The sequence below is a fragment of the Nonomuraea sp. B1E8 genome (assembly GCF_039871515.1).
Lineage (GTDB): Bacteria > Actinomycetota > Actinomycetes > Streptosporangiales > Streptosporangiaceae > Nonomuraea.
This window is the reverse complement of record NZ_JBDPLS010000008.1, coordinates 33,052-59,429: the sequence shown is the minus strand read 5'-3', so window position 1 is coordinate 59,429 and position 26,378 is coordinate 33,052. Positions and strand designations below refer to the sequence as shown.

Genomic DNA, 26,378 nt, shown 5'->3' with positions numbered 1-26,378 from the left:
GTGTCGTTAGCGACAAGAGCCGGTGTGGGACGCCTGCTCAAATGCCCGCAAACCCCCACCAGACAGCACAAAGGGCCCGGCCTGGGGAGGCCGGGCCCTCGGAGGAAAGATGTCAGTGCTTGACGGCCTTCTCCGAGCCGACGCCGGTGAGGGAGCGGACCTCGATCTCGGCGTACTTGGCGGCGTTGTACTCCTTGCTCATGATCGTGCCGAGCCAGCCGCAGATGAAGCCGAGCGGGATCGAGATGATGCCCGGGTTGCTCAGCGGGAACCAGGCGAAGTCGGCGTCCTTGAACAGCGCCGTCTTACCCCCGGAGACCACCGGCGAGAAGATCACCAGCACCAGGGCGGAGAGCAGGCCGCCGTAGATCGCGCTGACCGCGCCGGAGGTGTTGAACCTCTTCCAGAACAGGCTGTAGAGGATCGCCGGCAGGTTGCCCGAGGCGGCGACGGCGAACGCCAGCGCCACCAGGAAGGCGACGTTCTGGCTCTGCGCCAGGATGCTCAGGCCGATGGCGATGGCGCCGATCACCAGGGCGGAGATCCTGGCGACCACGACCTCCTGCCGCTCGCTGGCCTGGCCGCGCCGGAAGACGTGCGCGTACAGGTCGTGGGCGAAGCTGGAGGAGGAGGCGAGCGTGAGTCCGGCCACCACCGCGAGGATCGTGGCGAAGGCGACGGCGCCGATGAAGGCCAGCAGGATCGTGCCGCCCACCGAGCCGAAGATCTCCTCACCGATCCGCAACGCGAGCAGCGGCGCCGCCGTGTTGCCTCCCGGGTCGCCGGCGACGATCTCCTCCCGGCCGACCAGGGCCGCCGCGCCGAAGCCGAGCACCAGCGTGAGCAGGTAGAACGTGCCGATGATGGCGATGCCCCAGAGCACGGACTTGCGGGCGTCCTTGGCGGTGGGGACGGTGTAGAAGCGGATGAGGATGTGCGGCAGGCCCGCCGTGCCGAGCACCAGGGCGAGGCCGAGGCTGATCAGGTCGATCTTGCCCGCGAGGCCCTGCGCCTCGGTGCCGTACTTCAGGCCGGGGACGAGGAAGCTGCCGGTGTTGCCCGACGGGCCGCTCGTGGCGGCCGCCTGGCTCAGCAGCGCCGACAGGTTGAAGCCGAACTTGCCCAGCACCAGCAGCGTCACCAGGGCGGCGCCGGTCATCAGCAGCACGGCCTTGACGATCTGCACCCAGGTGGTGCCCTTCATGCCGCCGAACACCACGTACACGATCATCAGCGCGCCGACGCCGACGATCGTCCAGAGCTTGCCCGCCTCCGACTCGATGCCGAGCAGCAGGCCGACCAGGGCACCCGCGCCGACCATCTGGGCCAGCAGGTAGAAGATGCTGACCACGATCGTGGACACGCCGGCGGCGGTGCGCACCGGGCGCGGGCTCATCCGGAAGGCGAGCACGTCGGCCATGGTGAACTTGCCGGAGTTGCGCATCAGCTCGGCCACCAGCAGCAACGCGACCAGCCACGCCACCAGGAACCCGATCGAGTACAGGAACCCGTCGTAGCCCGACAGGGCGATGATGCCGGCGATGCCGAGGAAGGAGGCGGCCGACATGTAGTCGCCGCCGATCGCCAGGCCGTTCTGCGCGCCGCTGAACGACCGGCCGCCCGCGTAGTAGTCGGCGGCCGTCTTGGTCTGCCGGCTCGCCCAGACGGTGATCCCCAGCGTGGCGGCGACGAACGTGAGGAAGAGGATCATCCCCAGAGTGGTCGAGCTCACTTCGACTTCTCCTCAACCTCGTGGCGGAGCTTGTCGGCGATCGGGTCGAGCGACTTCTCCGCGTGCCTGGAGTACGCCCACGCGATGAGGAAGGTGGAGACGAACTGCAGCAGGCCCAGGACGAGCCCCACGTTGATGTCGCCCCACACCTTGATCCCCATGAAGTCGCGCGCCCATCCCGACAGCACCACGTACAGCAGGTACCACGCGAGGAACGCGACAGTCATGGGAAAGGTCCAGCGGCGGAAGCGCCTCTTCAGATCCTGGAACTCATCGCTCCCCTGCACTTGTTCATAAACCGATGCGTCATGTTCTTGAGTCGTCACGAGCCCTCCACTGTGATGCGGATCACGCCCAACGTAAGAGCGCAACCTACCGGCCGTGGAGAGACGTGGCCGAGTTGTTCGGCGAGCCGCCGCCGTCCGGCGCTTAGTTGGGGATGGCCTGCGGTGAAAGGTCTGTATGGCGCGGTGAGCGGTTGGCTTTCCCTTTCACCCCTTTACGGCCCCAGCGGTGAGCCCTTCGACGATGTAGCGCCGGATCGCGGCGAAGAGCACCAGCGTCGGCAGCACGGAGATCACCGTGGCCGCCGCCATCGAGCCCCAGTCGATGTCGTACTGGGTGATGAAGGAGTTCATGGCGACCGGGATGGTCTTGGCGTCCTCGCTGTCGATGAAGGTGATCGCCAGGAACAGCTCGTTCCAGCACTGCACGAACGCGAAGATGAACGTGGCCGCGATGCCCGGCAGCATCACCGGGATCACCACCCGCACCATCGCCGCCAGCCGCGAGGCGCCGTCCACCTGGGCGGCCTCCTCCAGCGCGACCGGCACCCGCTCGTAGAAGCCGCGCATGATGATCGTGGCGAACGGCACCAGCATCGCCACGTACACCAGCATCAGCCCGGACAGCCGGTTGAGCAGGTCGAGATCGGACATGAGCAGGTAGAGTGGCCCGAGCGCGATGAACAGCGGAATCATCTGCGTGACGAGGAACGCCAGCATCACCGCTCCCCTGCCGGGAAAGGCGAAGCGGGCCAGCGTGTAGCCGCCGAGCACGCCGACGGCGGTCACCACCCCGGCCGAGACGAGCGAGACGATCAGGCTGTTCAGCAGATAGACGCCGAAGTCGGCGAAGGAGAACAGCTCCTCGTAGTGCTCGAACGTCACCTCGCCCGGCCAGTACTTCAGCGGCATCGAGAAGATCTCGGCCTTGGGCTTGAGCGAGGTGACGAGGATCCAGTAGAGCGGGAACAGGGTGATCAGCAGCCAGGAGCCCAGCACGACGGCCTTGACCGCGGTCGCGACGCGTTTCATCGGACCTTCTCGAATCGGGTGGCGTTGAGGTAGAAGACGCTGAAGGCGAGCAGCAGGCCGAGCACGAGCAGGCCGACCGCGCCCGCACGGCCGTAGTCGCCGCCGATGACCTGCTGGATGAGGAACGTCGTGATGATGTCCGTGCTGCCCGCGGGGCCGCCGCCGGTCATCGAGTAGATGAGGTCGGGGAAGTTCAGGATCCAGATGATGCGCAGCAACACGATCAGCGCCAGCGTGGGCCGGATGTGCGGCAGCGTCACGTGCCAGAACTGCCGCAGGCGGGAGGCGCCGTCCACCGACGCCGCCTCGTAGAGCTCGCGGGGCACCGACTGCAGCGCGGCCATGATCATGATGGCGAAGAACGTGACGCCGTACCAGATGTTGGCCACGATCACCGAGGTCATCGCCCAGCCGGGGGTGGCGAGGAAGCCGATGCGCTCGTCGATGACGCCCGCCTTGAGCAGCAGATCGTTGATCACGCCGAACTGGCCGTTGAACATCCACCGCCACAGCAGCCCGATGAGGAACCCCGACATGGCCCACGGGAAGAACACCCACGCCTGGTAGAGGCCGCGGCCGCGGAAGTGCCTGCGCAGCAGCAGCGCCAGCCCGAAGCCGAGGAAGAACTGGAAGAACAGCGACACGGCCACCCACGTGCCGGTGTTGCGCAGCGCCGTCCAGAACCGGTCCTCGGCCAGCACGGCCCGGAAGTTCTCCAGGCCGGCGAACGGCGTCGAGGTCAGGTCGTACAGGTTGTAGCGCTGGAAGGCGATCACCGCGCCGCGGATCATCGGGTAGTACGTGAACAGCGCCACGAACACCACGCCGGGCAGCAGGCACAGCAGGATGAACCGTGCCCTGCGGATCGTGAAGGTGCGTCCCGCGGCGGTGCGTGCCGTGCTCAAGAGACCTTCTTCGCCTGGTCCGTCCAGAAGGCGTCCCACGACTTGAGCACCTCGGCGACGGTCTTCTTGCCGGTGATCAACGCCTGGATGTCACGGTCGGAGTCGACGATGAACTGGCTCCAGCCCGGATAGTCCACCGGCCTGATCGTGATGACCTGCTTGGGGTCCTGCTGCGCCTCCAGGTACGCCTTCCACGCGCCCTGCGAGAACTGCGGGTCGTTCTGGGCCTGCTTGGAGATCGGGATGAGCGAGTTGCCCTTGGCGAAGGCGATGCTCTGCTCGGACTCCGACAGGAACTGCACCAGCTTGACCGCCTCCTTCGGGTGCTTGCTGAAGGAGGTCGCGCCCCACCCCGCGTAGCCGACGGGCTGGAAGGCGTAGCCGGTGGGACCCTTGGGAATGGGGGCGGTGGACCAGGCCGTGACGCCGCTCTCCTCCACCGACTTGATCACCTCCGGGTCCTGGATGAGCATGCCGGTGACGCCCGAGGTGAAGCCCTGCACCATCTCGGGGAAGCCCCACGACACCGAGTCGGGCGGCGAGGTCTCCTTGAAGATCTTGACGAAGAGCTCCATGGCCTCGGCCGCCTCGGGGGTGGAGAAGATCGTGCTCTTGTCCTTCAGGAAGAACGACTTCTCGGGGTCGAGCTTCTCGCCGTTGTACGCGCTGACCATCATGACCGCGTAGTCGGCGCCGCCCTTGCCGCCCCTGAACGAGTAGCCGAACCGGTCGCCCGTGGTCATCTTCTTGCCGGCCTCGTAGAGCTCCTGCCAGGTGGCCGGCGGCCGGCTCATGCCCCAGTCCGTACGGTAGAACAGCGTGCGCTGGTAGAACCCGTACGGGATGAGGTAGGGCTTGCCGCCGACCTCGACCGCCTTCTTCTGGGCCAGCTCGGTCAGGTCGGACCAGCCGGACCAGCCGGTGGTGGGCAGCTCGGCCAGCCAGCCGTTGTTGGAGAACGACTTGGCCGTGTGGTCGCGGACCTCCAGCACGTCCAGGTCCTTCTCGGTCTGGAGGATCTGCAGGATCTTCTGGTCGGCGCTGTCGAGCGGGGGCGAGATCAGCTCCACCTCGACGCCGGGGTTGGCCTCCTCGAAGTCGGCGATCAGTTTCTTGATCAGTTTCGTGCGGTCGGGGCTGGTCAGGCTCTCGATCATGCGCAGCCGTACCTCTCCCGAGGACGAGCCGGAGCCGCAGCCCGCGAGCACCAGCGTGACGGCGACCGCGGTCGCCAGGAGGGGGGTTTTCATGGCAGGTCTCCCGCGTGTTCTAGACAGCGCTGTCAGTCACGCTATGGTCAGCCGCGTTCAGCGGTCAATCGCCGGTGCCCACTCGCCGGCGCCATATGCCGGCGCCATATGCCGGCGCTGCCGGCCGGGTCCGCGTTCAGGCGAGCGATTCCTCCAGGGCCTGGCCGAGGTCCTTGATCAGCTCGTCCGCGGGTTCCAGGCCGACCGAGAGCCGGACGAGGCCGACGGGGATGCCCATGGTGGCGCGTACGCTCTCCTCCGTGGAGAGCGCGGGGGCGTTCACCAGGCTCTCGAAGCCTCCCCACGACACGCCGATCCTGAAATATCGCAATCTATCGAGGAACCCCGCGACCTCCTGAGGAGAGTCCGTGTCCAGCACCAAGCTGAAGAGGCTGGAGAACCCCGACATCTGCCGCAGCGCGATCGCGTGCCCGGGATGCGACGGCAACCCCGGATGGTTCACCTCCCGCACGGCCGAATGCCCCTCCAGGAAGGCCGCCACCGCCAGCCCTCGCTCCTGGTGCGCCGCCATCCGCACGGGCAGCGTCCGCAACCCCTTGATCACCTTGGCCGCGTCGTGCGGCGACATGGCGGCGCCGTAGAGCTGGTACTCGGTCAGCGCCAGCGGCCGGATCAGGCGCGACGGCCCCACGACGACGCCGCCCACCAGGTCGCTGTGCCCGCCCGCGTACTTCGACAGCGAGTGCACCACCAGGTCGACGCCCATGGTGAGCGGCTTCTGGAAGATCGGCGTGGACCAGGTGTTGTCCATCACGCTCACCAGCCCGCGCTCCCGCGCCCACCCGGCCACCTCGGCGATGTCGACCACGGCGTAGGCCATGTACGACGGCGACTCGAAGTAGAGTAGGCGCGTGCTCGCCCTGATAGCGCTGTCACACCCCGCGAGGTCGTCCACGTGCGTATGCGTGACCCCGAATTTCTCCAGATAGCGCAGGAACTGAGTCGTCGGCCCGTAGACCGCGCCCAGCACCAGCACGTGGTCGCCCGCCGACACGAGCGACGAGATCGTCGCCGCGATGGCGCCCATGCCCGAGCCGAAACACTTGGCCCGCTCTCCCCGCTCGAGCGCGGCCAGCTTACGCTGAGCGAGATCGACCGTCGGGTTGGTCCCCCGCCAGTAGACGTAGCGCTCGTCCTCGTTCCTGACCGCCTCGCCGAGCTCCTCCGCCGTCGCGAACGCGAACAACGAGTTCTCGAACACCGGCGGGTTGACCGCGCCCAGCATCCACGGCTCGTCCTCACCCAACCGGCCACAGATCCATTCGTCATCCATGGGGGCACACTATGACAGCGAGGGAACGGACCGAGGAGCCGAGCCCGCGAGTGAACCCGCGCAAACCCACCATGGCCGACGTGGCCAGGCACGCGGGCGTCAGCCTCAAGACCGTTTCCCGGGTCGTCAACCAGGAGCCGCACGTCAGGGCGTCGCTGCGGCAGCGGGTGCAGACCTCCATCAGCACGCTCGGCTACCGCCGCAACGAGGCCGCCGCCCGCCTGGCCAGGGGCGCGACCATGCTGACGCTCGGGCTGGTGATGGAGAACATCTCCAACGAGTTCTACTCCCGCCTGGCCGCCGCGGTCGAGGCCGCCGCGGCGGAGCATGAGGCGCTGGTGGTGTTCGGCTCGTACGAGGAGAGCCCCGACAAGGAGCGCATGCTCATCGAGTCCATGTACACGCGCGGCGTCGACTCCCTCATCGTCGTCCCGTCGGCGGCCGACCACGCCTGGCTGGCCGGGCACGCGAGCCTCACCGCGGTCTTCGTCGACCGCGTGCCCTTAGGCCTGGAGGCGGCCGACGTCGTCATGCTCGACGACGTGCGCGGCGGCCGGGCGGCGACCGAGCACCTGCTCGCCGGCGGTCACCGCCGGATCGGCCTGATCTCCGACGACGACGGCGTCAGCTCCGTGCACGACCGCGCGACCGGCTACCGCCAGGCGCTGCGCGCCGCCGGGGTGCGAGCCGACGACGCGCTCGTGGTGCGGGGGGTGTTCGACCCGCGGCGGGTGTCGTACGAGGTCGGCAGGCTCCTCGACCTGGCCGACCCCCCGACGGCCCTGTTCGCCACCAACAACCGGGCCGCGATCGGCATCCTGCACGCGCTGCGCGAGCGGCCCGAGCGGCCCGCGTACGTGGGGTTCGACGACTTCGCGCTGGCCGGCGTCTTCAACCCCGGGGTGACGGTGGTCCGCTACGACGTCACCCGCCTGGCCCGCAGCGCCGTCGACCTCCTGCTGCACCCGTCCCGGGAGCCCCGCAGGGTCAAGGTGCCGGTGGAGCTCGTCGCCAGGGGATCCGGCGAGCTCCCGCCCTCCTGACCGGCCTCCCGCCTACGAGCCGGCCCGGGAATCGGCCCGGGAATCGGCCCGGGAACCGGCGCTGAAGGCGGTGCGGAGGATCTCGGCGAGCTCGTCGGCCAGGTCCGGGGTGGCCGCCACGATGCCGCTCCAGCGTTTCGTGAGGTCGGTGTCCAGCGTGATCGGGCGGCCGAAGACGTCACTGACCACACCGCCCGCCGTCTCCGCCAGCACCACCGAGGCGGCGAGGTCCACCAGGCGGTGGGTGTCGGTGGCGGCGTCGGCGAACGCGTCGGTCGCGCCCTGGGCCACCAGCGCGCCCTCCAGGCAGCTCGTGGACAGGATGCGCACGCGGGCCGCCCGCCGGGCCACCTCCCACCAGGCCGCCGAGGATCCCGGGTCGGCGGGGTGGGGGCGCAGGAGGGAGACGGCGGCGCCGGCCGCTTCGGTGCGGCCGGTCGTACGCAGCGGGGACGGCACGCCGCGCCGCGCCCACCAGCTCCTGCCGGTCTCCAGCCAGACGGTCAGCGCCTCGGTGAAGACGCCGTCCTCGGCCACGACGGCGGAGAAGGCGGACAGCGGGACCCCGGCGGCCGCGTTGGCCGAGCCGTCCACCGGGTCCATGACCAGCGTGAACGCCGAACCGTTGTCCACCCAGCCGGTCTCCTCGGTGAGGACGTTGACGGGGTGCGGGGTCAGGGCGGCCAGGACGGCGTCCTCGACGAGCACGTCGACGCGCATGGTGGGTGTGCCGTCGGCGCCGTCCGCCACGACGGCGGACAGCGCGACGCGGTCGTACGCGGCGGTGGCCGAGGCGTACGCGTCCAGCGCGGCGGCGGCCGCGGCGGCCAGCGCGGGATGCGCCTCCGCCGGAACCCCGGCACCCCGGCCGGGACCGCCCTCGTGCTGCTCGCGCATCGCCGTCTCCCGCCCCTCCGGCGTCATGATCCCGCCCCGGCGAGCAGCACCTGGTCACCGGCGGCGACCGTCATGCGTACGGTCGGCCACCCCCGGTCCGTCGTCACCACCACGAGGTCGGCGCGCCGGCCGGGCACCAGCGCGCCCCGGTCGGTCAGGCCCGCCACGGCGGCGGGTCCCGAGGTGACCAGGGCCACCGCGCGCGGCAACGGCACCACTCCCCGCGAGGCCAGCCGCAGCGCCGCCGCCAGCGGGGCCGACGGCAGGTAGTCGCTGGACAGCCCGTCCACCAGCCCTGCCGCCACCAGCTCGGCCGCCGCGACGTTGCCCGAGTGGGAGCCGCCGCGCAGCACGTTCGGCGCGCCGGCCACCACGCGCAGCCCGCGCTCACAGGCCGCCCTGGCGGCCTCCATCGTGGTGGGGAACTCGGCCACGGACACCCCGTTGGCCAGCGCCACGTCGATCTCCCCCGCCGTCACCGGGTCGTGCGCGAGCAGGCGTGCCCGCCCGAGCGCCGCGTACTCCGCCAGCCTTCCGAGCGCGACCTCCCGGTGCCCGATCCTGGCGTCCCGCTCGGCGACCAGGGTCTCCACCTGCTGCTGCGCCTCCTCGGCAGAGATGCCCTCGGTGCCTTCCAGCCAGCGCCGGTACACCGCCGAGTCCCGGTACTGTCCCTGCCCCGGCGTGTGGTCCTCGAAGGACACCAGCGGCGGCGGGGCGACCGTACCGGACAGGCAGGTGCGGAGGGCCGCCAGGCCCTCGGGGTCGCGGGCGTCGAGGCGGTAGAGCACGCGGTGGTCCACCATCGCGTGCCCCGACTCGGCGCGCTCCTTGATGGCGGCGTCGAGCCGGATCGCCCGCTCGACCGTGCGTCCCTTACGGTTGTGCGACTCGAACGCCACCCCGTGGAAGACGGTGGTGACGCCGGCCGCGCGCACTCGTCCCTCGAAGCTGGACACCCCGAACCCCACCTCGAACTCCGCGCCGGGGCGGGGCCGCAGCTCGGTCTCCAGCCCGTCGGAGTGGGTGTCGACGATGCCGGGCAGCACCAGCGCGCCCCGCACGTCCAGGGCCTCGGCGGGCACGGCGCCGGGGCGGGCGGGCCCCACGTGGGTGACCAGCCCGTGCTCGGTGACGACGAGCGCGTCGTCGATGACGCGGTCCGGCAGTACGGCCTTGGCATGGGCGAGCACGCTCACCGGGCCACCTCCAGGTTCAGTGTGGAATCACGCAGTACGGTGGCGGGCGGCCCGTCGGCGGCCACCCTGCCGTCGTCCAGCACCACCACCCGGGTGGCGAGCCGGTCGATGGCGTCGAGGTCGTGGAAGACGGACAGCACGGCCACGCCCGCGCCCGTCAGGTCGGCGATCATGGACAGGACGGCCTCCCTGTTGACCGGGTCGAGCGCCGACACCGGCTCGTCGAGGAGCAGCAGCCGGGGCGGCGAGATGGTGCCGGCCGCCAGGTTGACGCGCTGCTTCTGGCCGCCTGACAGGACGGTGGCGTGCATGGCCCACAAGCGCTCGTCGATGCCGAGCCTGCGCAGCGCCACCGCGGCGGCGTCCCTGGCCGCGTCGAGCCCGAGGCCGCGGGCCGCGCCCGCCCGGGCCACCACGTCGAGCACCGCCCGGCGCGGCTCGGCCCGCAGGAACTGCGAGACGTAGCCCAGCTCCCTGCCCCGCAGGTCGGCCACCTGGGCGTCGGGCAGGGCGGCGAGGTCGGCCTGCGTGCCCTGCGCGGTGCGCAGCAGGATCCGGCCGGCCGTCGGCACGTAGGTCCGGTAGACGCACCGCAGCAGCGACGACTTCCCGGCGCCCGAAGAGCCGGCGAGCGCGACGTGCTCGCCGGCGGCCACGTCGAGATCCACGCCGTGCAGCGCGCCGACGGTGCGGCCGTCGATGGTGTGCAGGGTGAACGACTTGACCAGTCCCCTGATCCGCAGGACGTTCATCCGCGCGCCGCCGAGACGAGCCGCTGGCTGTACGGGTGCTGCGGGTCCTCCAGCAGCTGGTCGGTGAGGCCCGTCTCCACGACGCGGCCGTGTTGCATCACCATCACCCTCCTGGTCAGCATCTCGATGACGCCGAAGTCGTGGGAGACGACCACGGCGGCGACGCCGAGCCGTTCGAGCAGGTTTCTCAGCAGGTCGAGCACGCCGGCCGCGACCGAGGCGTCCAGGCCGGTGGTCGGCTCGTCGAGCAGCAGCACGGGAGGGCGGTTGGCCAGCGCCTTGGCGATCTGCACGCGCTGCCGCATGCCGCCGGAGAACGTGCGCACCGGGTCGTCCATCCGTGACAGCGGCACCTCGGTCAGCTCCAGCAGCTCGGCGGCCCGCTCGCGGATGCGGCCGAAGTGCCGGCCGCCGGCCGCGGTGAGCCGCTCGGCGATGTTGCCGCCCGCGCTCGTGTCCAGGTCGAGCCCGGCGGCCGGGTCCTGGTAGACGACGGAGACGCGGTCGATCCTCAGCCGCCGGCGCACGCCGTCGTCGAGGGCCAGCACGTCGGTGCGGCCGTCGTCGTAGCCGCGCAGGTAGGCGGTGCCCCTGCTGGGCCGCTCGTCGCCGGCCAGGCAGCGCATGACCGTCGACTTCCCCGAGCCGGACTCGCCGACGATGCCCAGCGCCTCCCCGGGCTCGACCTCGAACCCGACGTCCCACGCGGCCACCACGGCCCCGGTCGCGGGCGAGACCGAGGTGCCGTGCTCGGGTCCGGTGCCGGGCAGGGAGGCCTCCCCCTGCTCGCCGTAGACCAGGCCGAGCCCGTCCACCTTCAACGCCCAGCTCATCCGTCCTCCCTGTTACGCGTGCAGTAGTCCGTGTCGCTGCACACCCACGCGACGGTGCCGTCCGCGGACGGCACCTCCACCAGGTACGCCGTGCCGCTGCCGCAGTGCCGGCAGGCCGCGCCCGGCGTGTGCTCGACCTCGAACGGGATGTCGTCGAAGACGAGCGGCTCCACCCGGGTGTGCGGCGGCACCGCGTAGATGCGCTTCTCCCTGCCCGCCCCGAACAACGTCAGGTGCTCGGCCCTGTCCAGCTTCGGCACGTCGAACCTCGGGATCGGCGTGGGCGAGATCAGGTACCTGCCGCCCACCAGGCACGGGTAGCCGGCGGTCTTGGTGACGACGCCGTTGCGCACGACGTCCTCGTACAGGCCGACCCACATGCGCGAGTAGTCGGCCTCGGCGTGCATCCTGCGCTGTTCGCGCACGTCGTGCTCCACGGCGCGCAGCGGCTCGGGCACCGGAACCTGGAGCACGAGGATCTGGTCGGCCCGCAGCGGCGTCTCCGGGATGCGGTGCCGCGACTGGATCACGCCGGCCGCCCGGGTGTCGCTCTCCTCCGCGCACCCGACGTGACCGGAGACCAGGCGGCGCAGGTTGGCCGCGTTCACACCGCCGTCCTCGCCCTGGTCGATGACCTTGAGCCGGTCGGCGGGACCGACGAGCGCCAGCGTCACCTGCAGCCCGCCCGAGCCCCAGCCCCGGGCGACCGGCATCTCCCTCGACCCGAACGGCACCTGGTAGCCGGGCACGGCCACGGCGGTGAGCGCTGCCCTGCGCACCTCGCGTTTGGACAGCTCGTCGAAGATGCCGCGCGGACCCGCCTCGCCCGCCAGCTCCATGATCGTCATCGCGCCTCCTCCATGGCCGCGCGAACCGCGCGCTTGCGGTCGAGCACCGAGCGGAAGTCCACGTAATGGGGCAGTTTCAGATGTTCGAGGAAGCCGGACGCCTCGATGCCGTCCAGGGTCAGCAGGACCTCCTGTTCCAGGCTCGACCGGCCCCCGTCGCGGTGCACCAGCAGGTCGAGCCCGGCCATGGCGATGGCCTTGCGCTCGTTGTGGCCGAAGCACATGCCGTAGCCGAGGTCCAGCCGGCTACGGTCCTCCTCGGCCCGGTCCAGGTCGTCGATGGTCTCCACCTCCGTCACCCGGACCTCGGCCACCGTGACCGTCGCGCCGGTCAGCGGGTGGCGTACCCGCACCGGCAGCGCGCCGTGACGGACCTCTCCGGGGAACTCGTGGTTGTGCCTGCCGGGCTGGAACGTGTTCGCGTACCAGAGGTGCACCAGCGCGCCGGTCTCGGCGCGGGCCATCGCCGTCAGCCGGGCCGACCTGGGCACGCCCGGGCGGACGGGCGAGCGGGTGATGTCGTACGGCTCCTGGTCGCCGTCCGCGGCTCTGTCGACCAGCATGCCCATGGAGCGGAGCAGGCCGAGCAGGCGCGGCGGTCGCCTGGGATCGGGCCCGTCGCCGTCGCCGTGCCCGTCGCCGTGCCCGTCGCCGCCGTCCCGCCCGCTGCCGGGCTCGTGCGCTTCACCGTGCCCATGGCTGAGCGCCTTCCCGTTGCCGGATGCGTGACCGTTACCGTGCCCGGCGCCGTGCCCTGATCCGTGCCCTGATCCGTGCCCTGATCCGTGGACGTGGACGTGGGCGTGTGCGTGTGCGGAGTCGTGAGCGTGGGCTGGCTCCTGTGCGGGGGCAGGGTGGTGGAAGCGGGCCTTCGCCTGCTCCTCCGGCATGAGGTCGAGCAGCCGCCCCACGTAGTCGAGCGTGCGGCCGAGCACCTGGCTGCCCGGTGGGTTGCGGAACGCGGGCGAGATCCGGCGCGAGATCCGTAGTTCGTCGGCGTGCACCGGCTCCGAGTACGCCACCCGGGGCAGCGTGGAGCGGTGTGCCCTGAGGAGCTGGGCGGCCTCCTGCACGTCGCCCTCCGCCTGGCGCAGCGCCCTGGCCGCCAGCTCGGGCGCCCATAGGCCGCCCTCCCCCATGATCCGGTCCACGGCCAGCCTCAGCCGCCCGGTGATCTGGTCGATGGCCAGCCACGCGCTGGACCCGCCGTACCGGTGGCGTTCGACGAGCCGCTCGGCGGCGAGGATCGCCTCGTGGCCGCCGCTGGCCCCTGAGTAGCCCATCAGGCGTCTCCGTTCTCGATCTCGATGCGGGTGCTGCGCGGCAGCCCGGTGATGGTCCCGTCCTGAGCGACGAGGAAGGTGTCGACGCCGGCGGGGAAGTCCGCGTTGGCCTCCGCCAGGGCGGCGAACACCCCGGCGGGAAGACCTGTCACCCGGACCCGCCGCGCTCCCGGCACCCCGGGCCCTCTGAGCACCAGCACGACCTCTTCCGCCTGGCCGCCCGAGGGGCCCCGCCGGTCGCCGTGTTCCTGCCGATCGCCGTTGCCCTGGTGGTCACCGCTGCCCTGCCGGTCACCGTTGCCCTGCCGGTCACCGTTGCCCTGGTGGTCGTCATGGTCCCGGGTGCTCGGTTCGCGACGGTCGCCGGGAGCGTCGCGGTCGCCGGGGTCATGGTGGTGTGGTGTCAGGGTTCCGACGGCGGCGATCAGGCGGGTGCCGTGCTCGGGGTGCAGGGCGTCGCCACGGGTGAGGCTCGCGATCTCCGCTGCCGACGGTGGGCGGAGTGCGACGACCATGCGTGCCGTCTCCGGTGGTGCGGGCGGGGCCGACGTCGCCAGGTGCAGGGCCTGCGCCCAGTGCTCCTCGCCGGGAGGGGTCAGCACCGACGTGGGCACCTCGACGTCGGCCAGCCCGGCAGCCACGGCGAGCGCGGCCGGACCGTCCGCGCGCTTGACGGTGTCCAGCACGCCGGGACGGGACAGGACGTTCAGCAGCGCACGGAAGTCGGCCTGCGCCTGCGCCGCGGTGGGCGTCACCGCCCGGACGTGCGCCCCGATCCCGCGGACGGCCCCTGCCGCCCCCGACCCGTCCGGCACCCCGTTGCGACCGCCGCCGTTGAAAGCGCCGCTGCTGGAGGCGGTACCGTCGGGGCGGGCGGTGGTCATGTCAGCTCCTCGAAGGCCACCCGGGTGGCGGACACCTCGGCCCATTCGGCGGACACCTCCCTGGCCCGCCGCTCGGCGACGGACGCGCAGAGGGCGTTCACCTCACCGGCGGCGGGCAGCCCGGCGGCGGCGACGGCGTCGAGCAGGGCCGCGGCCAGGGCGGCCACGCGGTCGTCCCCGCCGCGCATGTTCCAGCCCGCCGTCCCCGCGACCTCGACGGTGCACGAGGTGACCAGCACCTCCCCGAGGTGGAAGCGTTCCTCCGTCACCGGCTCGCGCACGGTGAGCATCACCATCCCGGTCTCGGGCGGGTGCAGGACGGCCGGCTCGCCGAGGTCGCCGGCCTGGAGCAGGCGCTCGGCGAGGGGCAGCAGTTCGTCGGGAGTGGCGGCGGCGAGCAACTCGGCGCGTTCCTCCCTGGTCAGGACGTCTGTCAAGGGTTTTCCTCTTCGATCTCGAAGGTGACGTCGAGGACGTCGGGCCTCAGGTACGTCCGCGCGTACTCGACACACGGCCCCCCCGCGGCGCGGTTCACGCTCTCCGCGAGCCAGGTGGGTCCCCGGCTGCCGCCGGTCAGGTGCCCGGCGATCCCGGGCGGCGGCACGTCGAGGCTGATCCGGTAGCGGGAGCGGACGACGGTGAGCCCGTAGCGGCGGCGCAGCACCCGGTGCAGGGAGACCTCGTCGCCGAGCTCCCGGTCCAGGTTCAACAGGGGCCGCCGGGGCAGGACGCTGGTGGCGTACGCGGCGATCTCGCCGTTCACGGTGAACACCCGCTCGACCGCCCACACGGCGGCGCCGATGGCCAGCCCGAGGCGGGCGCGTTCCTGCTCGACCGCGCGGCGGGCGCCGCAGCTCACCAGCCGCGCTCCCGGCTCGGCGCCCGCCAGCCGCACGGTCTCGCTGAACGACGGCGGGACGTGGGCGGAGATCACATACTCCACGCGTCCGCGCCGGAAGGTGCCGACGCCCTGGACGCGGCGCACCAGCAGCCGCCGCTCCAGTTCCTGCAGGGCCGCGCGGGCGGCGGGTCTGCCGACCTGGAAGCGGTCGGCCAGCACGTGCTCGCTCGGCACCTGCGCGCCCACGGGTACGTGGGCCAGCTCCGCCTCCAGGATGTCGGCCATCTCCAGGTAGCGCTGCGTGCTTGTCATGACAAGCAGCCTCGGCGGCCTGTCTGGCCATCGGGTGAACGGCGGGCGACGCCGCACGAGCCCGGAGGCCATCATGGAAGAAATCACCGCAGGACGGATCTGAGCCGGGCGGAGATCGCCTCCACGGCCAGGACCAGCACGAACACGGGCACCACGATCGCGGTGACCACGTCGTGATTGAGCGCCCTGATGTGCTGGCTGAGGGCATAGCCGAGTTCGCCCGCGCCGACGATGCCGAGGATGAAGAAGGCCCGCAGGTTGACGTCGAGCGCGTACAGGGTGGTGGCGGCCAGGCGCGGCGTGAGCTGGCCGAGCACGGCCACGGTCAGCTCCTGCGCGGGGCCCGCGCCCGCCGACAGCACGGCTTCGCGCGGTCCCCTGCGCAGTTCCTCGGCATCGTCGGCGACGAGCTTGGCGACCAGGGCGGCGGTGCAGACGGCCAGCGCCAGGGTGCCCGCGACCGGCCCGTCCATGAGCCCGAACGCCGCCACGAACACCAGCACGAGCAGCAGGTCGGGGATGGAGCGCAGGCCGACGCAGAGGGTGCGGGCGGCCAGCCGCACGCCGTCGTTGGGGGCGACGGCCCGTGCGGCGGCCAGGCCCAGCGGCACGCCGGCGAGCGTGCCGAGGAAGGTCGCGCCGAGCGCGATCGCGGCCGTCTCGGCCAGCCCTTCGCCGAGCAGGCCCGCCACCGGTGCGAAGTCGGGCGGGAAGAAGTCGCCGAGCGCCCGCAGGGAGCCGCCGGCCGCGTCGGCCAGCGCGGCCGGGCTCGCCCCGACCTGCCAGAACGCCACCGTTGCCAGGACCAGCCCGCCCCACCCGGCCAGGTGCACGGCGAGCCGGCCGCGCGTCCATGGCACGCGGGTGCCGCCTCCGGCCGGGACGGAGCCGATACGTCCCGCGCCCAGCAGCTGCCCGCGCAGTGTCACGGAGACCGCTTCGACGAGCAGCACCACGGCCACCGTGACGAGCGCGAGCCCGGTGGCCTCCTGGTAGTCGGTGAACCCGAACGCGGTCTTCAGGTCGAGCCCGATGCCGCCCGCGCCGACGGCGCCCAGCAGCACGGACCCGCGGAAGTTGATGTCCAGGCGGTAGAGGATGGCCGCGATCCAGGCGGGCGCGACCTGCGGCAGCACGCCCGCCAGCAGCCGCTGCGCGGGGCCGGCCCCGGTGCCCGCGACGGCTTCGCGCACGCCGGTGTCGGCCTGTTCGACCGCCTCGGCGAACAGTTTGCCCAGCATGCCCACCGAGTGCAGGCCGAGCGCCAGCACGCCGGGCAGCGGCCCGATGCCGACGGCGGCCACGAAGAACACCGCGAAGACCACGTCGGGGATGGCCCGGCAGGCGACGATCACCGCGAGCGCCGCCGACCTGGCGGTCCTGACCGGGGAGGCGGCCAGCACGCCGAGCACGGCGGCGAGCACGGTCGCCAGCGCGGTTCCCGCGAGGGCCATCCAGAGCGTGTCGAGCACGTGGGCGAGCGTCGTCGCGGGGTCGGACAGGGTCGGCGGCCAGGCCCGCGCCAGCAGCGCGGCGACCTCCCCGAAGCCCTCGATCAGCCCGCCGATCCCGACGCCGAGCCGGTCGAGGGCGAGCACGCCGAGCCCCACGGAGACGGTCGGGAATCCCCAGGCCGCGGCCCGCCGCCCGGTTCTGGGCGGGCGGAGGCGCTGAGCCGCGTCCGGCCGGGCGGGCGGCCCTCCGCCGGACGGTGACGCCGGAGACGCCGGAGACACGGCGGAGGCGGGCCCCGAGTGGGGGCGGGCGGGCGTCGCGGTGAGGGCGGGGCGGGCGCGCGTCATGGCACCGTCACGGGGTCGGACAGGTACAGCCCGCGCAGCCGTACGGCGTCGAGCAGGTTCGTGGGCTCGTCCAGGCGGATCTCCCCGTGCCGCAGTCCGACCACCCGCCGGGTCCACTGCAGCGCCAGCTCGATCTGGTGCAGGGTGCACACCATGGTCAGGCCGTCCTCCCGGCACACGCGTACCAGCAGGTCCATGACCGAACCGGCGGTCTCCGGGTCGAGGGAGGCGACGGGCTCGTCGGCGAGCATCAGTTCGGGCCGCTGCAGCAGGGCGCGCGCGATGGCGACGCGTTGCTGCTGGCCGCCCGACAGGCTGCCCGCCCGCTGGTAGGCCCGGTCGGCCAGCCCGACGCGGTCCAGGTGTCCGAAGGCCTCGGCCCGTACGGCTCTGGGCCAGGTGACGATGCCGTACCGGGGGCCGCGCACCCGCCCGAGGGCGCCGCTGAGCACGTTCTCCAGCACGGTGAGCCGTCCGACCAGGTTGAACTGCTGGAAGACGACGCCGACGCGGCGGCGCAGCTCGCGCAGCTCCCTGCCCGAGGCGGACGCCGCGTCGACGCCCAGCACGGTGACGTGGCCGGAGTCCGGCCTGGTCAGCCCGTTGAGGTGGCGCAGCAGCGTGGACTTGCCGGATCCCGACGGGCCCAGCAGGGCGACGATCTCGCCGGGGTGGACGGTCAGGTCGATGCCGGCGCAGGCCCGCACGTCGCCGAAGGTCTTGACCAGACGGCGCGTCTCGACGATCGGGCCCGTCACGCCGCTGAGCACTTCTCGTTGCGGGTGGCCGCGCACACCTGGCGTACGGGGTCGAAGGTCGCGTCGGTGACCGGCTGGAAGCCCCAGACGGACGGGTCGGCCGTCACGCGGCACGAGGCGGCGTCCTTGCAGATGCCGAGCTGCACGAGCCGGTCCTTGGTGGCGTCCTTCGTGAAGGTCCGGGTCAGCTTGGCCTTGAGATCGGCGGGCAGCTCGTCGCGCATGGCGACGGGCGACATGGGGATCGGGGCGGACTTCCACACCACCTTGACCTGGCCGGGCCTGAGCTTGCCCTTGTCGATGAGGATGTGCTCGACCATGGCGTTCTCGGCGAAGCCGGCCTCGCACTTGCCGGCGGCGACCGACAACACGGAGTTGTCGTGCCCGCCCGCCATGACGGCGTCGATGCCGGTCTTCGGGTCGATGCCCGCGCCCATCAGGCCCTGGCTGGGGAAGAGGTAGCCGGAGGTGGAGCCGGGATCGACGAAGCAGACCTTCGCGCCCTTGAAGCCGTCGATGCCGGTGATCTCGCTGTTCGCGGGGACGATGCCGAAGCTTCGGTACGTCGGCTGCCCGCCCTTCTCGACCATCGACGCGATCGGGGTGATCTTGGCGCCGTTGCTCTTCGCGAGCACGTACGACAGCGGCCCGAACTCGGCCAGGTCGATCTTGCCGGACACCATGCCCTCGATGACCGCGTTGTAGTCGGTCGACCGGACGAACTCCACCTTCTTGCCGGTGTTCTTCTCGATCAGGGCGATGATGTCCTTGTACTCGGCGGTGGGGTCGATGTTCTGCTCGACCGGCACGGCCGCGAAGCGCAGCGTGTCGCCGGTGCTGCCGCTGGCGGAGGAGCAGCCCGCCGCCGCGAGCGTGCCGAGCATGGCCAGGGCGGTCAGGGTTCGTTTCACAGGGAGTCTCCGAGCCTTCGCGGGAACCTCGTACGAGCCGCCACGCTGGTCGCCGACTGTGATGAGCAGGTCAGACGTGTCTGACGGTGCACGAACCGGGGGGTTAACACCCGGCGAACCCACCCGCCCGTCGCCCCGCCGCCGGTGCACGGCCACCGTCCCGTCATCCTCCGGTCATGGAAGCCGCCCCATCATGCGATCACAAGACCCTGCAAAGAGGATTAATCATGCTTTCTCGGGCCGAACTTCACCGGCTTTTCGACGGCCTCGCCGACCTCCCGTACGGCGGCGAGGCCGTCGACCAGCGCACGCACGCGCTCCAGACCGCCGCGCACGCGGTGGCCGCCGGCGCGGACGACGAGCTCGTACTGGCCGCCGCCTTCCACGACGTGGGCCGCGCCCGCCCCGTCGCCGAACGGCACCGCGGCCTGCCGCACGAGCGGGCCGGGGCCGCGTTCGCCCGCGACCACCTGACCGAGCGCTCGGCCTGGGCCATCGAGCGGCACGTGGCGGCCAAGCGGTATCTGGTCGCGGTGGACCCGGCCTACCACGACACGCTGAGCCCGGTGTCGGTGTGCACGCTGCGCGCCCAGGGCGGGCCGATGTCGCGGGAGGAGGCGGCGGCGTTCGAGGCGCATCCGTGGTCGGCGGACGCGATCTCGCTGCGCCTGTGGGACGACGCCGCCAAGGATCCGAGCGGCCCGGTGCTGCCCATGGGCGAGCTGGCCGCCGCGTACGAGCGGGTCATGTCCGCCTGAGAGCACGGCTCCACCGCGGGCCGCCGCCGCGGGCCGGCTCCTGAGCCCGCCCCCCGCGCGCCGCTTCTCACGGCGAGCGGGGCCGCCAGTCGCCGCGGTCGAGGTCGAGGGCCTCGGGCGTGTGCAGCCGGACCATCGTCCTGGCCACGCCGAGCGGCACCCGGTCGGGCGTCAGGAACGACACCGACACCATCACCGCGAACGCGATCGGCACCGTCCACGCCGCCGGCTGGGCCAGCAGCGCCCCCGCAGGCCCTTCGAACGGCCCGGCCGTGATCGTGACGAGCACCGCCGCGCAGGCCAGCCCGCCGCCCACGAACAGCCCGGCAAGCGCCCCCGTGGTGCTCAGCCGCCGCCACCAGATGCCCAGCACGAGCAGCGGGCAGAACGACGAGGCCGCCACCGCGAACGCCAGCCCCACCACGTCCGCCACGGGCAGCGCCCGCGCCCACAACGCCAGGGCCAGCGGCACCGCCACCGCCATCAGCGTGGCGATCCTGAACGAGCGCACCCCGCCCTTGAGCAGGTCCTGCGCGATCACGCCCGCCACGGACACGGTCAGCCCCGACGAGGTGGACAGGAACGCCGCGAACGCCCCCGCCGTGACGAGCGCCGTCAGCAGGTCGCCCAGCGGGCCGCCGATCATGCGGGAGGGCAGGGCGAGCACGACCGCGTCCGTACGCACCAGGTCGGGCGCGTAGATGCGGCCCAGCCACCCGTACACGGCGGGCAGCAGGTAGAACGCGCCCAGCAGCGTCAGCACCACCAGCGTCGTGCGGCGCGCGGCCCGCCCGTCGGGATTGGTGTAGAACCGCACGAGCACGTGCGGCAGCCCCATGGTGCCGAGGAAGGTGGCCAGGATCAGCGAGTACGTCGTGTACACCCCGTACTCCTTGCCGCCGCCCAGCGGCACCTGCCAGGTGGCCGCGTCCAGCGCGGTGACCCCGGGGGCGCCGTCGGCCTTCCACGCCATCAGCAGGAACACCAGCGGCACGGCCAGCGCGGTCAGCTTGAGCCAGTACTGGAACGCCTGCACGAACGTGATCGACCGCATGCCTCCCGACAGCACGTTCACCGCGACGACACCCGCGACCAGCAGCCCGCCGGCCCACACGGGCGCGCCGGTGATGGTCCGCAGCACCAGGCCCGCGCTCTGGAACTGCGGCATCAGGTAGAGCCCGCCGATCAGCACGACGAGCACGCTCGCGGTGCGGCGCACGGTCATCGACTCGAGCCTGGCCTCGGCGAAGTCCGGCAGCGTGTACGCCCCCGAGCGCCGCAGCGGCGCCGACACCAGCACCAGCAGCACCAGGTAACCCCCGGTCCAGCCGACGGGCAGCCAGAGCATGTCCACGCCGAAGGACAGGATGAGCCCGGCGATCCCGAGGAAGGAGGCCGCCGACAGGTATTCGCCGCCGATGGCGGAGGCGTTCCAGAGCGGGCTGACCGTACGGGAGGCGACGTAGAAGTCGGAGGTGGTGCGCGAGACCCTGATCCCGAACGCTCCGATGAGGACGGCCGCGACCACGACCACCAGCACCGCCGTCAGGCTCATGGGCCCGGCTCCGCCCCGGGGGCGCCCCGGCTCATCGGCGTTCGACCAGTTCGGCGAAGTGGCGTTCGTTGCGCTCCGCCTGCCGCACGTACAGCCAGGCGCCGATGACGAAGGCCGGGTAGATCAGGCCCGCCAGCACCGCCCACGCGAGCGGCACGCCCAGCAGGCGCACCTCGCTCAGGTCGGGGATCAGCAGGAACAGCAGCGGCAGCCCGCCGATCACGCAGGCCAGCACCGTGCACACGAACAGCGCCAGCCTGAACTGGGTGCGCAGCAGCGAGCGCATGTAGACCTCGCCGAGCCGGGTCTGCTCGTCGATCTCCAGGGTGGCCGGGTAGCGGGGCCGGCGGGCGGCGGCGGTGCGCGGGCTCGTCACGGTGACCCGCCGCGAGATGTTCTCCCGCGACAGGGGCGTCCTGCGGACCGGGCGGGAATCCTGGCGGCGGGGCTCCTGGCTCATTCCGGCCTGCCCTTCCTGGCCCGGCGCACCAGCAGGTCGCGCAGCTCGCGCGTGTGGCGGCGGCTGACCGGGATCTCGGTGTCGCCGACCCGGACCGTGCACCTGCCCGAGTCGATGTGCAGTTCCTCGATGTGCTTGACGGCCACCAGGTGGCTGCGGTGCACCCGCATGAACCCGGCCGAGGCCCACCGTTCCTCCAGGGTGGCCAGCGGGATGCGCACGAGGTGGCTGCCCCCGGCCGTGTGCAGCCGCGCGTAGTCGCCCTGCGCCTCCACGTAGATGACGTCGGCGCTGGACACGAAACGCGTGACCCCGCCCAGCTCGACCGGGATCGTGTCCGACTCGCCGCCCTCCACGGGCACGTCGGCCGAGACCGCCACGCGCCTGATCGCCTCGGCCAGCCGTTCCGGCCGGACGGGCTTGAGCAGGTAGTCCTCCGCCTTGATCTCGAACGCGTCCACCGCGTGCTCCTCGTACGCCGTCACGAACACCACGCGCGGCGGGTTCGCGAACTGCGACAGCAGCCGCCCGAGCACCACGCCGTCGAGCCCGCGCATCCGGATGTCGAGGAACACCGCGTCGATCGGCCTGCCGTCGGCGATGGCCCGGTCCAGCAGGCGCAGCGCCGCCGCGCCGTCCCGCGCGGTCGCCACCTCGCCGATGCGGGGATCGGCGCGGAGGAGGTAGGACAGGTCTTCGAGGGCCGGCAGCTCGTCATCGACCGCGAGGACCCGTAGTAGTGCCATAGACAGTGATAAAACCGACAAGGAAGAGCGAGGTCAACGGGCAGAGACGCCCGGGTGATATTTCGGCAACCTGATGTTGACCTTGGTGCCCGCGCCGTTGCCGGTCTCGACGGCCAGGCCGTACTCGTCGCCGTACACGTGACGCAGCCGCTCGTCCACGTTCGCCAGCCCGACGCCGCCCTTGGGAGCGATGTCACCTGCGAGGATGCGCCGCAGCCTGTCGGGGTCCATGCCGAGCCCGTCGTCCTCGACGCTGATGCGGCACTCGGCGCCGGCGTCCTCGGCGATGATCGTGATGCGGCCGACGCCGTTGCGGCTCTCCAGGCCGTGCCTGACGGCGTTCTCGACCAGCGGCTGCAGGCACAGGAACGGCACCGCGACCGGCAGCACCTCGGGCGCGATGCGGAGCGTGACCTGGAGCTGGTCACCGAACCTGGCCCGCTCCAGGATCAGGTACCGGTCGATCGAGCGCAGCTCCTCCGCGAGCGTGGTGAACTCGCCGTGCCGGCGGAAGGAGTAGCGGGTGAAGTCGGCGAACTCCAGCAGCAGCTCCCTGGCCCGCTCGGGGTCGGTGCGGACGAAGGAGGCGATCGTGGTCAGGGAGTTGTAGATGAAGTGCGGGGAGATCTGCGCCCGCAGCGCCCGCACCTCGGCCTCCATGAGCAGCGTGCGCGAGCGGTCCAGCTCGGCCAGCTCCAGTTGCGAATCGACCCAGCCGGCCACCTCCTGCGCGGCCCTGACCAGCCCGGCCGAGGCGCTCTGCCCGTAGGCGGCCAGCGTGCCGACCACGCGGTCGTCGGTCGTGAGCGGCACGACCACGGCCTGCCTGATCGGGCATTCGAGCAGGTCGCAATCGATGGTCAGCACCTGGGTGCGGCCGTCCTGGAGGGTCGCCGCCGCGTGCTCGAAAGCCGCGTCGGCGTGGTGGTCGTCGCCCGCGCCGTCGTAGACGAGCAGCCGCTCACCGTCGGTGATCGCGACGGCGGCGGAGCCGAGCAGGGCGCGCAGGTGCCGGGAGGCACGCTCGGCGCCGTCGGCGGTCAGACCGGCCCGCAGCGGCGGCCCGGCCAGGGAGGCGGTGTGCAGGGTCTCGAACGTGGCCCGCTCCGCCGGGCTGGTGCCCAGCTCTCTGCGGCCCCGCATGACCCGCCACAACACGATCGCGGGCACGCTGACGATCACGGCCACGACGGCGACCCCGACGAGGTATTCCACGCGGCCTGAGCTTACTCAGGCGTGCGCCGCAGGGCGGCGGCGATCGCGCCGGCGTAGGAGGCGGCCTCCTCGGCGGAGGCGTATTTCGTCCGCGGCCAGAAGAAGCCCCGCAGGCCGTCCTTCTTGTTGCGCGGCACCACGTGCACGTGCAGGTGGGCCACGCTCTGGCTGATGCGGTTGTTCATGGCGACGAACGTCCCGCCGGCCTGCAGCCCCTCCTCCACCGCCCCCGCCACGGCCCGCACCCGCTCGAAGAACGGGCCCACGTCGGCGAGGTCGGCGAGCGTCTCCACGTGGACCCGCGGCACGACCAGCACATGGCCCTTGAAGACGGGACGCGCGTCGAGGAAGGAGACGGCCACGTCGTCGGAGTCCACCACGTGGGCCGGCCGCTCACCCGCGATGATCTCGCAGAACAGGTCGGCGCTCACCGGCCGGCCCGGTCCGCGAACGCCGTCCAGCTCGTCATGTTGGGGCCCGACCACTCCGCCGGCGCGTGCAGGAACCGCTCGCCCACCCGCTCGCTCAGCCGCCGCGGCACCTCGGCCACCTTGGCGCCCCTGCAGTGGTAGACGAGCCCGCCTCCGCGCCGCCCCATCGCCATCCACGGCAACCACGGCGAGACCCGGCACCACGAGAACACGCACGGCACGCCGGGCGCGCCGGAGTCGAGGTCTTTCGCGGCGGCGAAGAACTGGAACAACTCCATCGCGCGGTACGTGTCGCTCGCGGAGTTGTCCGGATAGTCGGCGACCTTGAGCGGCGAGGGGTAGGCCAGCCGGATGTCGACGTTGTAGACTACCTGGTCGCCGAGGCGCGTCTCCGGCACCGGGTAGGCGCCGAGCCGCTGGTTGACCGGGTCGTTGAAGACGTGCTGCACCTCGACCGCCCGCCCGGTCAGCGGGTTGTCCCAGGTGTCGAGCACCTGGCGGGTCTTCGGGTCGAGGTAGAGGGCTGCCTCCCTGGTCAGCAGCTGCCAGCCGCCGTCGGCCCGCACCGCCCTGGCCACGTTGAGCCCCTCGAACCCGAACAGGTGGTGGGGGCCGTCGTCGTCCTGCCACCCGTAGACGTCGCCGGTCCAGTAGGAGATCGTCTCCGCCCCGTCGGCGGACGCGCGCACCCGGATGAAGTCCATGACTCCGGAGCCTAGCCCGCGACCACGCTCACCGTCCTGTGCCGGGCCCTGCTCCCTCCCGCACCCTGAACGTCACGCCTTCCTGCCCCACCGGGGCAGGGCGACCCGGTTCCTCCGCGCACACCGCCTCGTCGTCAACCGGAGCCGGGCCGCTTCGTTCTGCGCGCGCCGCCTCATCGTCGACCAGGGCCGGGCCGCCTGCCTCCGCGCGCGCCGCTTCATCATCATCCGGCGCACCATGAAGCCGATCACGGCGCCGACGGCGGCGACGAGCAGCACGGGCCGCTTCCTCGCCTGCGTCGCGACGTCCCTGGCCTCAGGAGCGCTCTCGCGAACCCTGCCCGCCACGTCCGACGCCTTGCCCCTGACCGTCGCGGCCGCGCCGGCCGCCCGCCCCTTGGCCGTCTCGGCCGCGTGACCGGCCCGGCCCCTGGCCGTCTCCGCCACGTGACCCACCTTGCCCTTGGCCGTCTCCGCCGCGTGACCGGCCCGGCCCCTGGCCGTCTCCGCCGCGTGACCGGCCCGGCCCCTGGCCGTCTCGGCCGCGTGACCGGCCCTGCCCCTGGCCGTCTCCGCCGCATGGCTCGCCTTGCCCTTGACCGCCTGCGCGGCATGGCTCGCCCTGGACCTCACGTCGGCCTTGCCCGCCAGCGCGCTGACGGTTTCGCCCAGATCTCTCCGGGTCTTCTGGATGTCCTTGCGCACGTCGTCCCCTTCCTCACCGTCCGCGCCGCTCTCCCCCTTCAGCGACTCCTCCTCCGTCCGCCGGCTTTCCGTGGCCTCGGTCCGCTCGTCGGCGACGGGAGCTTCGGGGATGAAGGTCTCGTGTTCCTCGCGGGCGGCCTCGGCCTGCCTCGCGTTCTCCGCCGCGCCCGCTCTCGTCGGGGGGACGTTGATGGACTCGCGCTCCGTCGACGTTCCCACGGTCGCTCTGTGCGCGCCGACGTCTCCTGCGTGCTGCTCCCCGGTGTATCCGGGATCGGTCTCGCTCATCGGCGCGCCTTCTCCTTGACCATGTCGATGTCGGCCCTGACGCTCGCGAAGGTTTCCCTCGGGACCGGCGGGGTGGCTCGTTTCACCTGTTTCCTGCCGGTCAGGCCGAGTACGGCGGCGACTACGAACAGGACCACCGCGACGATCGCGGCGGCCACCCAGCCGGGCAGGACCAGGGCGAGCAGCATGATGACGGCGGCCACGAGCGCGCCGGCGCCGAACAGCGCGGTCACGCCCGCCGCGCCGACCAGCCCCGCGCCGAACCCCGCGTGCCTGCCCTTCTCCTGGAGCTCGATCCTGGCCAGGCGCAGTTCGTCCTTGACCAGTCGGGAGACCTGCTCGGAGAGGTCGTTGACCAGCTTGTGGGTGTCGTTCACGACGATCGCCTCCTCCGCTGCGGAAGGCGACTACCCAGACAACCGGCCTTCTATCACCCGTTGATGGCGCGCGGGACTACCGCTTGGCGGCCTTGAGGACGAAGCGCAGGACGGACACCACGGGGTCGTTCCTGTCGGCCTCGCACCAGTTGCCCGGCTGCTTCGGCTTGCTCCACGGGGACGGGAGCTCGCACGAGGGAGCCTGCGGCTTGGGACGCTCGCACCACGATCCGGGAGGGTTCATACTTCCATGCTACGCGCGCCCGGCCGCGTCCACGC

Annotated in this window: 29 protein-coding genes; 2 read left to right on the top strand and 27 right to left on the bottom strand. The window is 72.0% G+C overall.

What is annotated here, in order from left to right:
- Positions 1 to 112: 112 nt before the first annotated feature.
- The 6 genes from ABGA98_RS25605 to ABGA98_RS25580 form a co-directional block, all read right to left on the bottom strand.
- On the bottom strand, positions 113 to 1,711 hold the full coding sequence (locus tag ABGA98_RS25605) for a cation acetate symporter (protein ID WP_347621295.1): 1,599 nt from the start codon (positions 1,709 to 1,711) through the stop codon (positions 113 to 115).
- A gap of 17 nt (positions 1,712 to 1,728) precedes the next feature.
- Positions 1,729 to 2,019 carry a DUF485 domain-containing protein gene (locus tag ABGA98_RS25600; RefSeq protein ID WP_347620946.1) on the bottom strand — a complete coding sequence of 97 codons (291 nt, stop codon included), beginning with the start codon at positions 2,017 to 2,019 and terminating at the stop codon, positions 1,729 to 1,731.
- A 204-nt stretch (positions 2,020 to 2,223) separates the two neighbouring features.
- Positions 2,224 to 3,048 (bottom strand): carbohydrate ABC transporter permease, encoded by an 825-nt coding sequence (locus ABGA98_RS25595; RefSeq protein ID WP_347620945.1) that lies wholly within the window; start codon positions 3,046 to 3,048, stop codon positions 2,224 to 2,226.
- Positions 3,045 to 3,953: a sugar ABC transporter permease gene (locus tag ABGA98_RS25590; protein WP_347620944.1), complete on the bottom strand. Its 909-nt coding sequence runs from the start codon at positions 3,951 to 3,953 to the stop codon at positions 3,045 to 3,047. Before ABGA98_RS25590 ends, ABGA98_RS25595 begins: the two co-directional genes overlap by 4 nt.
- On the bottom strand, positions 3,950 to 5,203 hold the full coding sequence (locus tag ABGA98_RS25585; RefSeq protein WP_347620943.1) for a sugar ABC transporter substrate-binding protein: 1,254 nt from the start codon (positions 5,201 to 5,203) through the stop codon (positions 3,950 to 3,952). Before ABGA98_RS25585 ends, ABGA98_RS25590 begins: the two co-directional genes overlap by 4 nt.
- Positions 5,204 to 5,339: 136 nt before the next feature.
- The gene (locus ABGA98_RS25580) at positions 5,340 to 6,497 is read right to left on the bottom strand and encodes a PLP-dependent aspartate aminotransferase family protein (RefSeq protein ID WP_347620942.1); all 1,158 of its coding nucleotides are present in this window, start codon (positions 6,495 to 6,497) and stop codon (positions 5,340 to 5,342) included.
- A gap of 50 nt (positions 6,498 to 6,547) precedes the next feature.
- On the opposite strand from ABGA98_RS25580, the gene ABGA98_RS25575 reads away from it, so the two are divergent.
- The gene (locus ABGA98_RS25575; RefSeq protein ID WP_347620941.1) at positions 6,548 to 7,540 is read left to right on the top strand and encodes a LacI family DNA-binding transcriptional regulator; all 993 of its coding nucleotides are present in this window, start codon (positions 6,548 to 6,550) and stop codon (positions 7,538 to 7,540) included.
- Between the two features lie 12 nt (positions 7,541 to 7,552).
- Here the strand turns inward: ABGA98_RS25575 and ABGA98_RS25570 are convergent, their stop codons facing one another.
- The 12 genes from ABGA98_RS25570 to ABGA98_RS25515 form a co-directional block, all read right to left on the bottom strand.
- On the bottom strand, positions 7,553 to 8,437 hold the full coding sequence (locus ABGA98_RS25570; RefSeq protein WP_347620940.1) for an inositol monophosphatase family protein: 885 nt from the start codon (positions 8,435 to 8,437) through the stop codon (positions 7,553 to 7,555).
- A 23-nt stretch (positions 8,438 to 8,460) separates the two neighbouring features.
- Entirely contained in the window at positions 8,461 to 9,636 is a 1,176-nt protein-coding gene (locus tag ABGA98_RS25565; protein WP_347620939.1) for an alpha-D-ribose 1-methylphosphonate 5-triphosphate diphosphatase, read from the bottom strand.
- Positions 9,633 to 10,388: an ATP-binding cassette domain-containing protein gene (locus ABGA98_RS25560; protein WP_347620938.1), complete on the bottom strand. Its 756-nt coding sequence runs from the start codon at positions 10,386 to 10,388 to the stop codon at positions 9,633 to 9,635. Before ABGA98_RS25560 ends, ABGA98_RS25565 begins: the two co-directional genes overlap by 4 nt.
- Positions 10,385 to 11,221, bottom strand: coding sequence for an ATP-binding cassette domain-containing protein (locus ABGA98_RS25555; RefSeq protein WP_347620937.1), 837 nt, complete (start codon positions 11,219 to 11,221; stop codon positions 10,385 to 10,387). Before ABGA98_RS25555 ends, ABGA98_RS25560 begins: the two co-directional genes overlap by 4 nt.
- Positions 11,218 to 12,069: an alpha-D-ribose 1-methylphosphonate 5-phosphate C-P-lyase PhnJ gene (locus tag ABGA98_RS25550; RefSeq protein ID WP_347620936.1), complete on the bottom strand. Its 852-nt coding sequence runs from the start codon at positions 12,067 to 12,069 to the stop codon at positions 11,218 to 11,220. Before ABGA98_RS25550 ends, ABGA98_RS25555 begins: the two co-directional genes overlap by 4 nt.
- Complete coding sequence (locus tag ABGA98_RS25545) at positions 12,066 to 13,352, bottom strand: carbon-phosphorus lyase complex subunit PhnI (RefSeq protein ID WP_347620935.1); 1,287 nt, start codon at positions 13,350 to 13,352, stop codon at positions 12,066 to 12,068. The genes ABGA98_RS25550 and ABGA98_RS25545 overlap by 4 nt, the downstream gene beginning before the upstream one ends.
- Positions 13,352 to 14,236 (bottom strand): phosphonate C-P lyase system protein PhnH, encoded by an 885-nt coding sequence (gene phnH, locus ABGA98_RS25540; RefSeq protein ID WP_347620934.1) that lies wholly within the window; start codon positions 14,234 to 14,236, stop codon positions 13,352 to 13,354. The genes ABGA98_RS25545 and phnH overlap by 1 nt, the downstream gene beginning before the upstream one ends.
- The gene (gene phnG, locus ABGA98_RS25535; protein ID WP_347620933.1) at positions 14,233 to 14,673 is read right to left on the bottom strand and encodes a phosphonate C-P lyase system protein PhnG; all 441 of its coding nucleotides are present in this window, start codon (positions 14,671 to 14,673) and stop codon (positions 14,233 to 14,235) included. Before phnG ends, phnH begins: the two co-directional genes overlap by 4 nt.
- Positions 14,670 to 15,389: a GntR family transcriptional regulator gene (locus tag ABGA98_RS25530; protein WP_347620932.1), complete on the bottom strand. Its 720-nt coding sequence runs from the start codon at positions 15,387 to 15,389 to the stop codon at positions 14,670 to 14,672. The genes phnG and ABGA98_RS25530 overlap by 4 nt, the downstream gene beginning before the upstream one ends.
- An 83-nt stretch (positions 15,390 to 15,472) precedes the next feature.
- Positions 15,473 to 17,191, bottom strand: coding sequence for a phosphonate ABC transporter, permease protein PhnE (gene phnE, locus ABGA98_RS25525; RefSeq protein WP_347620931.1), 1,719 nt, complete (start codon positions 17,189 to 17,191; stop codon positions 15,473 to 15,475).
- Positions 17,188 to 17,949 carry a phosphonate ABC transporter ATP-binding protein gene (gene phnC / locus ABGA98_RS25520; protein WP_347620930.1) on the bottom strand — a complete coding sequence of 254 codons (762 nt, stop codon included), beginning with the start codon at positions 17,947 to 17,949 and terminating at the stop codon, positions 17,188 to 17,190. The genes phnE and phnC overlap by 4 nt, the downstream gene beginning before the upstream one ends.
- Complete coding sequence (locus tag ABGA98_RS25515) at positions 17,946 to 18,860, bottom strand: phosphate/phosphite/phosphonate ABC transporter substrate-binding protein (protein WP_347620929.1); 915 nt, start codon at positions 18,858 to 18,860, stop codon at positions 17,946 to 17,948. The genes phnC and ABGA98_RS25515 overlap by 4 nt, the downstream gene beginning before the upstream one ends.
- 227 nt (positions 18,861 to 19,087) lie before the next feature.
- Here ABGA98_RS25515 and ABGA98_RS25510 point away from each other — a divergent pair, with 227 nt between their 5' ends.
- Positions 19,088 to 19,618, top strand: a complete 531-nt coding sequence (locus ABGA98_RS25510; RefSeq protein ID WP_347620928.1) for an HD domain-containing protein — start codon at positions 19,088 to 19,090, stop codon at positions 19,616 to 19,618.
- A gap of 67 nt (positions 19,619 to 19,685) precedes the next feature.
- Here ABGA98_RS25510 and ABGA98_RS25505 read toward each other — a convergent pair whose 3' ends face one another.
- From ABGA98_RS25505 to ABGA98_RS25465, 9 genes are all read right to left on the bottom strand, one after another.
- Entirely contained in the window at positions 19,686 to 21,173 is a 1,488-nt protein-coding gene (locus ABGA98_RS25505; RefSeq protein WP_347620927.1) for a cation acetate symporter, read from the bottom strand.
- Positions 21,174 to 21,204: 31 nt separating this feature from the next.
- On the bottom strand, positions 21,205 to 21,633 hold the full coding sequence (locus ABGA98_RS25500) for a hypothetical protein (RefSeq protein WP_347620926.1): 429 nt from the start codon (positions 21,631 to 21,633) through the stop codon (positions 21,205 to 21,207).
- Positions 21,630 to 22,379, bottom strand: a complete 750-nt coding sequence (locus ABGA98_RS25495) for a LytTR family DNA-binding domain-containing protein (protein WP_347620925.1) — start codon at positions 22,377 to 22,379, stop codon at positions 21,630 to 21,632. The genes ABGA98_RS25500 and ABGA98_RS25495 overlap by 4 nt, the downstream gene beginning before the upstream one ends.
- Before the next feature lie 33 nt (positions 22,380 to 22,412).
- Positions 22,413 to 23,594 carry a histidine kinase gene (locus ABGA98_RS25490; RefSeq protein ID WP_347620924.1) on the bottom strand — a complete coding sequence of 394 codons (1,182 nt, stop codon included), beginning with the start codon at positions 23,592 to 23,594 and terminating at the stop codon, positions 22,413 to 22,415.
- Between the two features lie 11 nt (positions 23,595 to 23,605).
- Positions 23,606 to 24,025, bottom strand: coding sequence for an HIT domain-containing protein (locus tag ABGA98_RS25485; RefSeq protein WP_347620923.1), 420 nt, complete (start codon positions 24,023 to 24,025; stop codon positions 23,606 to 23,608).
- Positions 24,022 to 24,729, bottom strand: a complete 708-nt coding sequence (locus tag ABGA98_RS25480; protein WP_347620922.1) for a DUF1838 family protein — start codon at positions 24,727 to 24,729, stop codon at positions 24,022 to 24,024. The genes ABGA98_RS25485 and ABGA98_RS25480 overlap by 4 nt, the downstream gene beginning before the upstream one ends.
- A gap of 72 nt (positions 24,730 to 24,801) precedes the next feature.
- The gene (locus tag ABGA98_RS25475) at positions 24,802 to 25,722 is read right to left on the bottom strand and encodes a DUF3618 domain-containing protein (protein ID WP_347620921.1); all 921 of its coding nucleotides are present in this window, start codon (positions 25,720 to 25,722) and stop codon (positions 24,802 to 24,804) included.
- Positions 25,719 to 26,099, bottom strand: a complete 381-nt coding sequence (locus ABGA98_RS25470) for a phage holin family protein (protein ID WP_347620920.1) — start codon at positions 26,097 to 26,099, stop codon at positions 25,719 to 25,721. Before ABGA98_RS25470 ends, ABGA98_RS25475 begins: the two co-directional genes overlap by 4 nt.
- 76 nt (positions 26,100 to 26,175) lie before the next feature.
- The gene (locus ABGA98_RS25465) at positions 26,176 to 26,343 is read right to left on the bottom strand and encodes a hypothetical protein (RefSeq protein WP_347620919.1); all 168 of its coding nucleotides are present in this window, start codon (positions 26,341 to 26,343) and stop codon (positions 26,176 to 26,178) included.
- Positions 26,344 to 26,378: the final 35 nt, after the last annotated feature.

Bases quoted from the DNA above. Each gene is read 5' to 3' on its own strand.
- phnH (WP_347620934.1), bottom strand. From the start codon at position 14,236: ATGACCACCGCCCGCCCCGACGGTACCGCCTCCAGCAGCGGCGCTTTC.
- ABGA98_RS25475 (WP_347620921.1), bottom strand. From the start codon at position 25,722: ATGAGCGAGACCGATCCCGGATACACCGGGGAGCAGCACGCAGGAGAC.
- ABGA98_RS25545 (WP_347620935.1), bottom strand. From the start codon at position 13,352: ATGGGCTACTCAGGGGCCAGCGGCGGCCACGAGGCGATCCTCGCCGCC.
- ABGA98_RS25605 (WP_347621295.1), bottom strand. From the start codon at position 1,711: ATGATCCTCTTCCTCACGTTCGTCGCCGCCACGCTGGGGATCACCGTC.
- ABGA98_RS25495 (WP_347620925.1), bottom strand. From the start codon at position 22,379: ATGGCACTACTACGGGTCCTCGCGGTCGATGACGAGCTGCCGGCCCTC.
- ABGA98_RS25510 (WP_347620928.1), top strand. From the start codon at position 19,088: ATGCTTTCTCGGGCCGAACTTCACCGGCTTTTCGACGGCCTCGCCGAC.
- ABGA98_RS25555 (WP_347620937.1), bottom strand. From the start codon at position 11,221: ATGAGCTGGGCGTTGAAGGTGGACGGGCTCGGCCTGGTCTACGGCGAG.
- ABGA98_RS25595 (WP_347620945.1), bottom strand. From the start codon at position 3,048: ATGAAACGCGTCGCGACCGCGGTCAAGGCCGTCGTGCTGGGCTCCTGG.
- ABGA98_RS25585 (WP_347620943.1), bottom strand. From the start codon at position 5,203: ATGAAAACCCCCCTCCTGGCGACCGCGGTCGCCGTCACGCTGGTGCTC.
- ABGA98_RS25505 (WP_347620927.1), bottom strand. From the start codon at position 21,173: ATGAGCCTGACGGCGGTGCTGGTGGTCGTGGTCGCGGCCGTCCTCATC.
- ABGA98_RS25465 (WP_347620919.1), bottom strand. From the start codon at position 26,343: ATGAACCCTCCCGGATCGTGGTGCGAGCGTCCCAAGCCGCAGGCTCCC.
- ABGA98_RS25550 (WP_347620936.1), bottom strand. From the start codon at position 12,069: ATGACGATCATGGAGCTGGCGGGCGAGGCGGGTCCGCGCGGCATCTTC.
- ABGA98_RS25580 (WP_347620942.1), bottom strand. From the start codon at position 6,497: ATGGATGACGAATGGATCTGTGGCCGGTTGGGTGAGGACGAGCCGTGG.
- ABGA98_RS25570 (WP_347620940.1), bottom strand. From the start codon at position 8,437: ATGCGCGAGCAGCACGAGGGCGGTCCCGGCCGGGGTGCCGGGGTTCCG.
- phnE (WP_347620931.1), bottom strand. From the start codon at position 17,191: ATGACGCGCGCCCGCCCCGCCCTCACCGCGACGCCCGCCCGCCCCCAC.
- ABGA98_RS25560 (WP_347620938.1), bottom strand. From the start codon at position 10,388: ATGAACGTCCTGCGGATCAGGGGACTGGTCAAGTCGTTCACCCTGCAC.
- ABGA98_RS25480 (WP_347620922.1), bottom strand. From the start codon at position 24,729: ATGGACTTCATCCGGGTGCGCGCGTCCGCCGACGGGGCGGAGACGATC.
- ABGA98_RS25500 (WP_347620926.1), bottom strand. From the start codon at position 21,633: ATGAGCCAGGAGCCCCGCCGCCAGGATTCCCGCCCGGTCCGCAGGACG.
- ABGA98_RS25530 (WP_347620932.1), bottom strand. From the start codon at position 15,389: ATGACAAGCACGCAGCGCTACCTGGAGATGGCCGACATCCTGGAGGCG.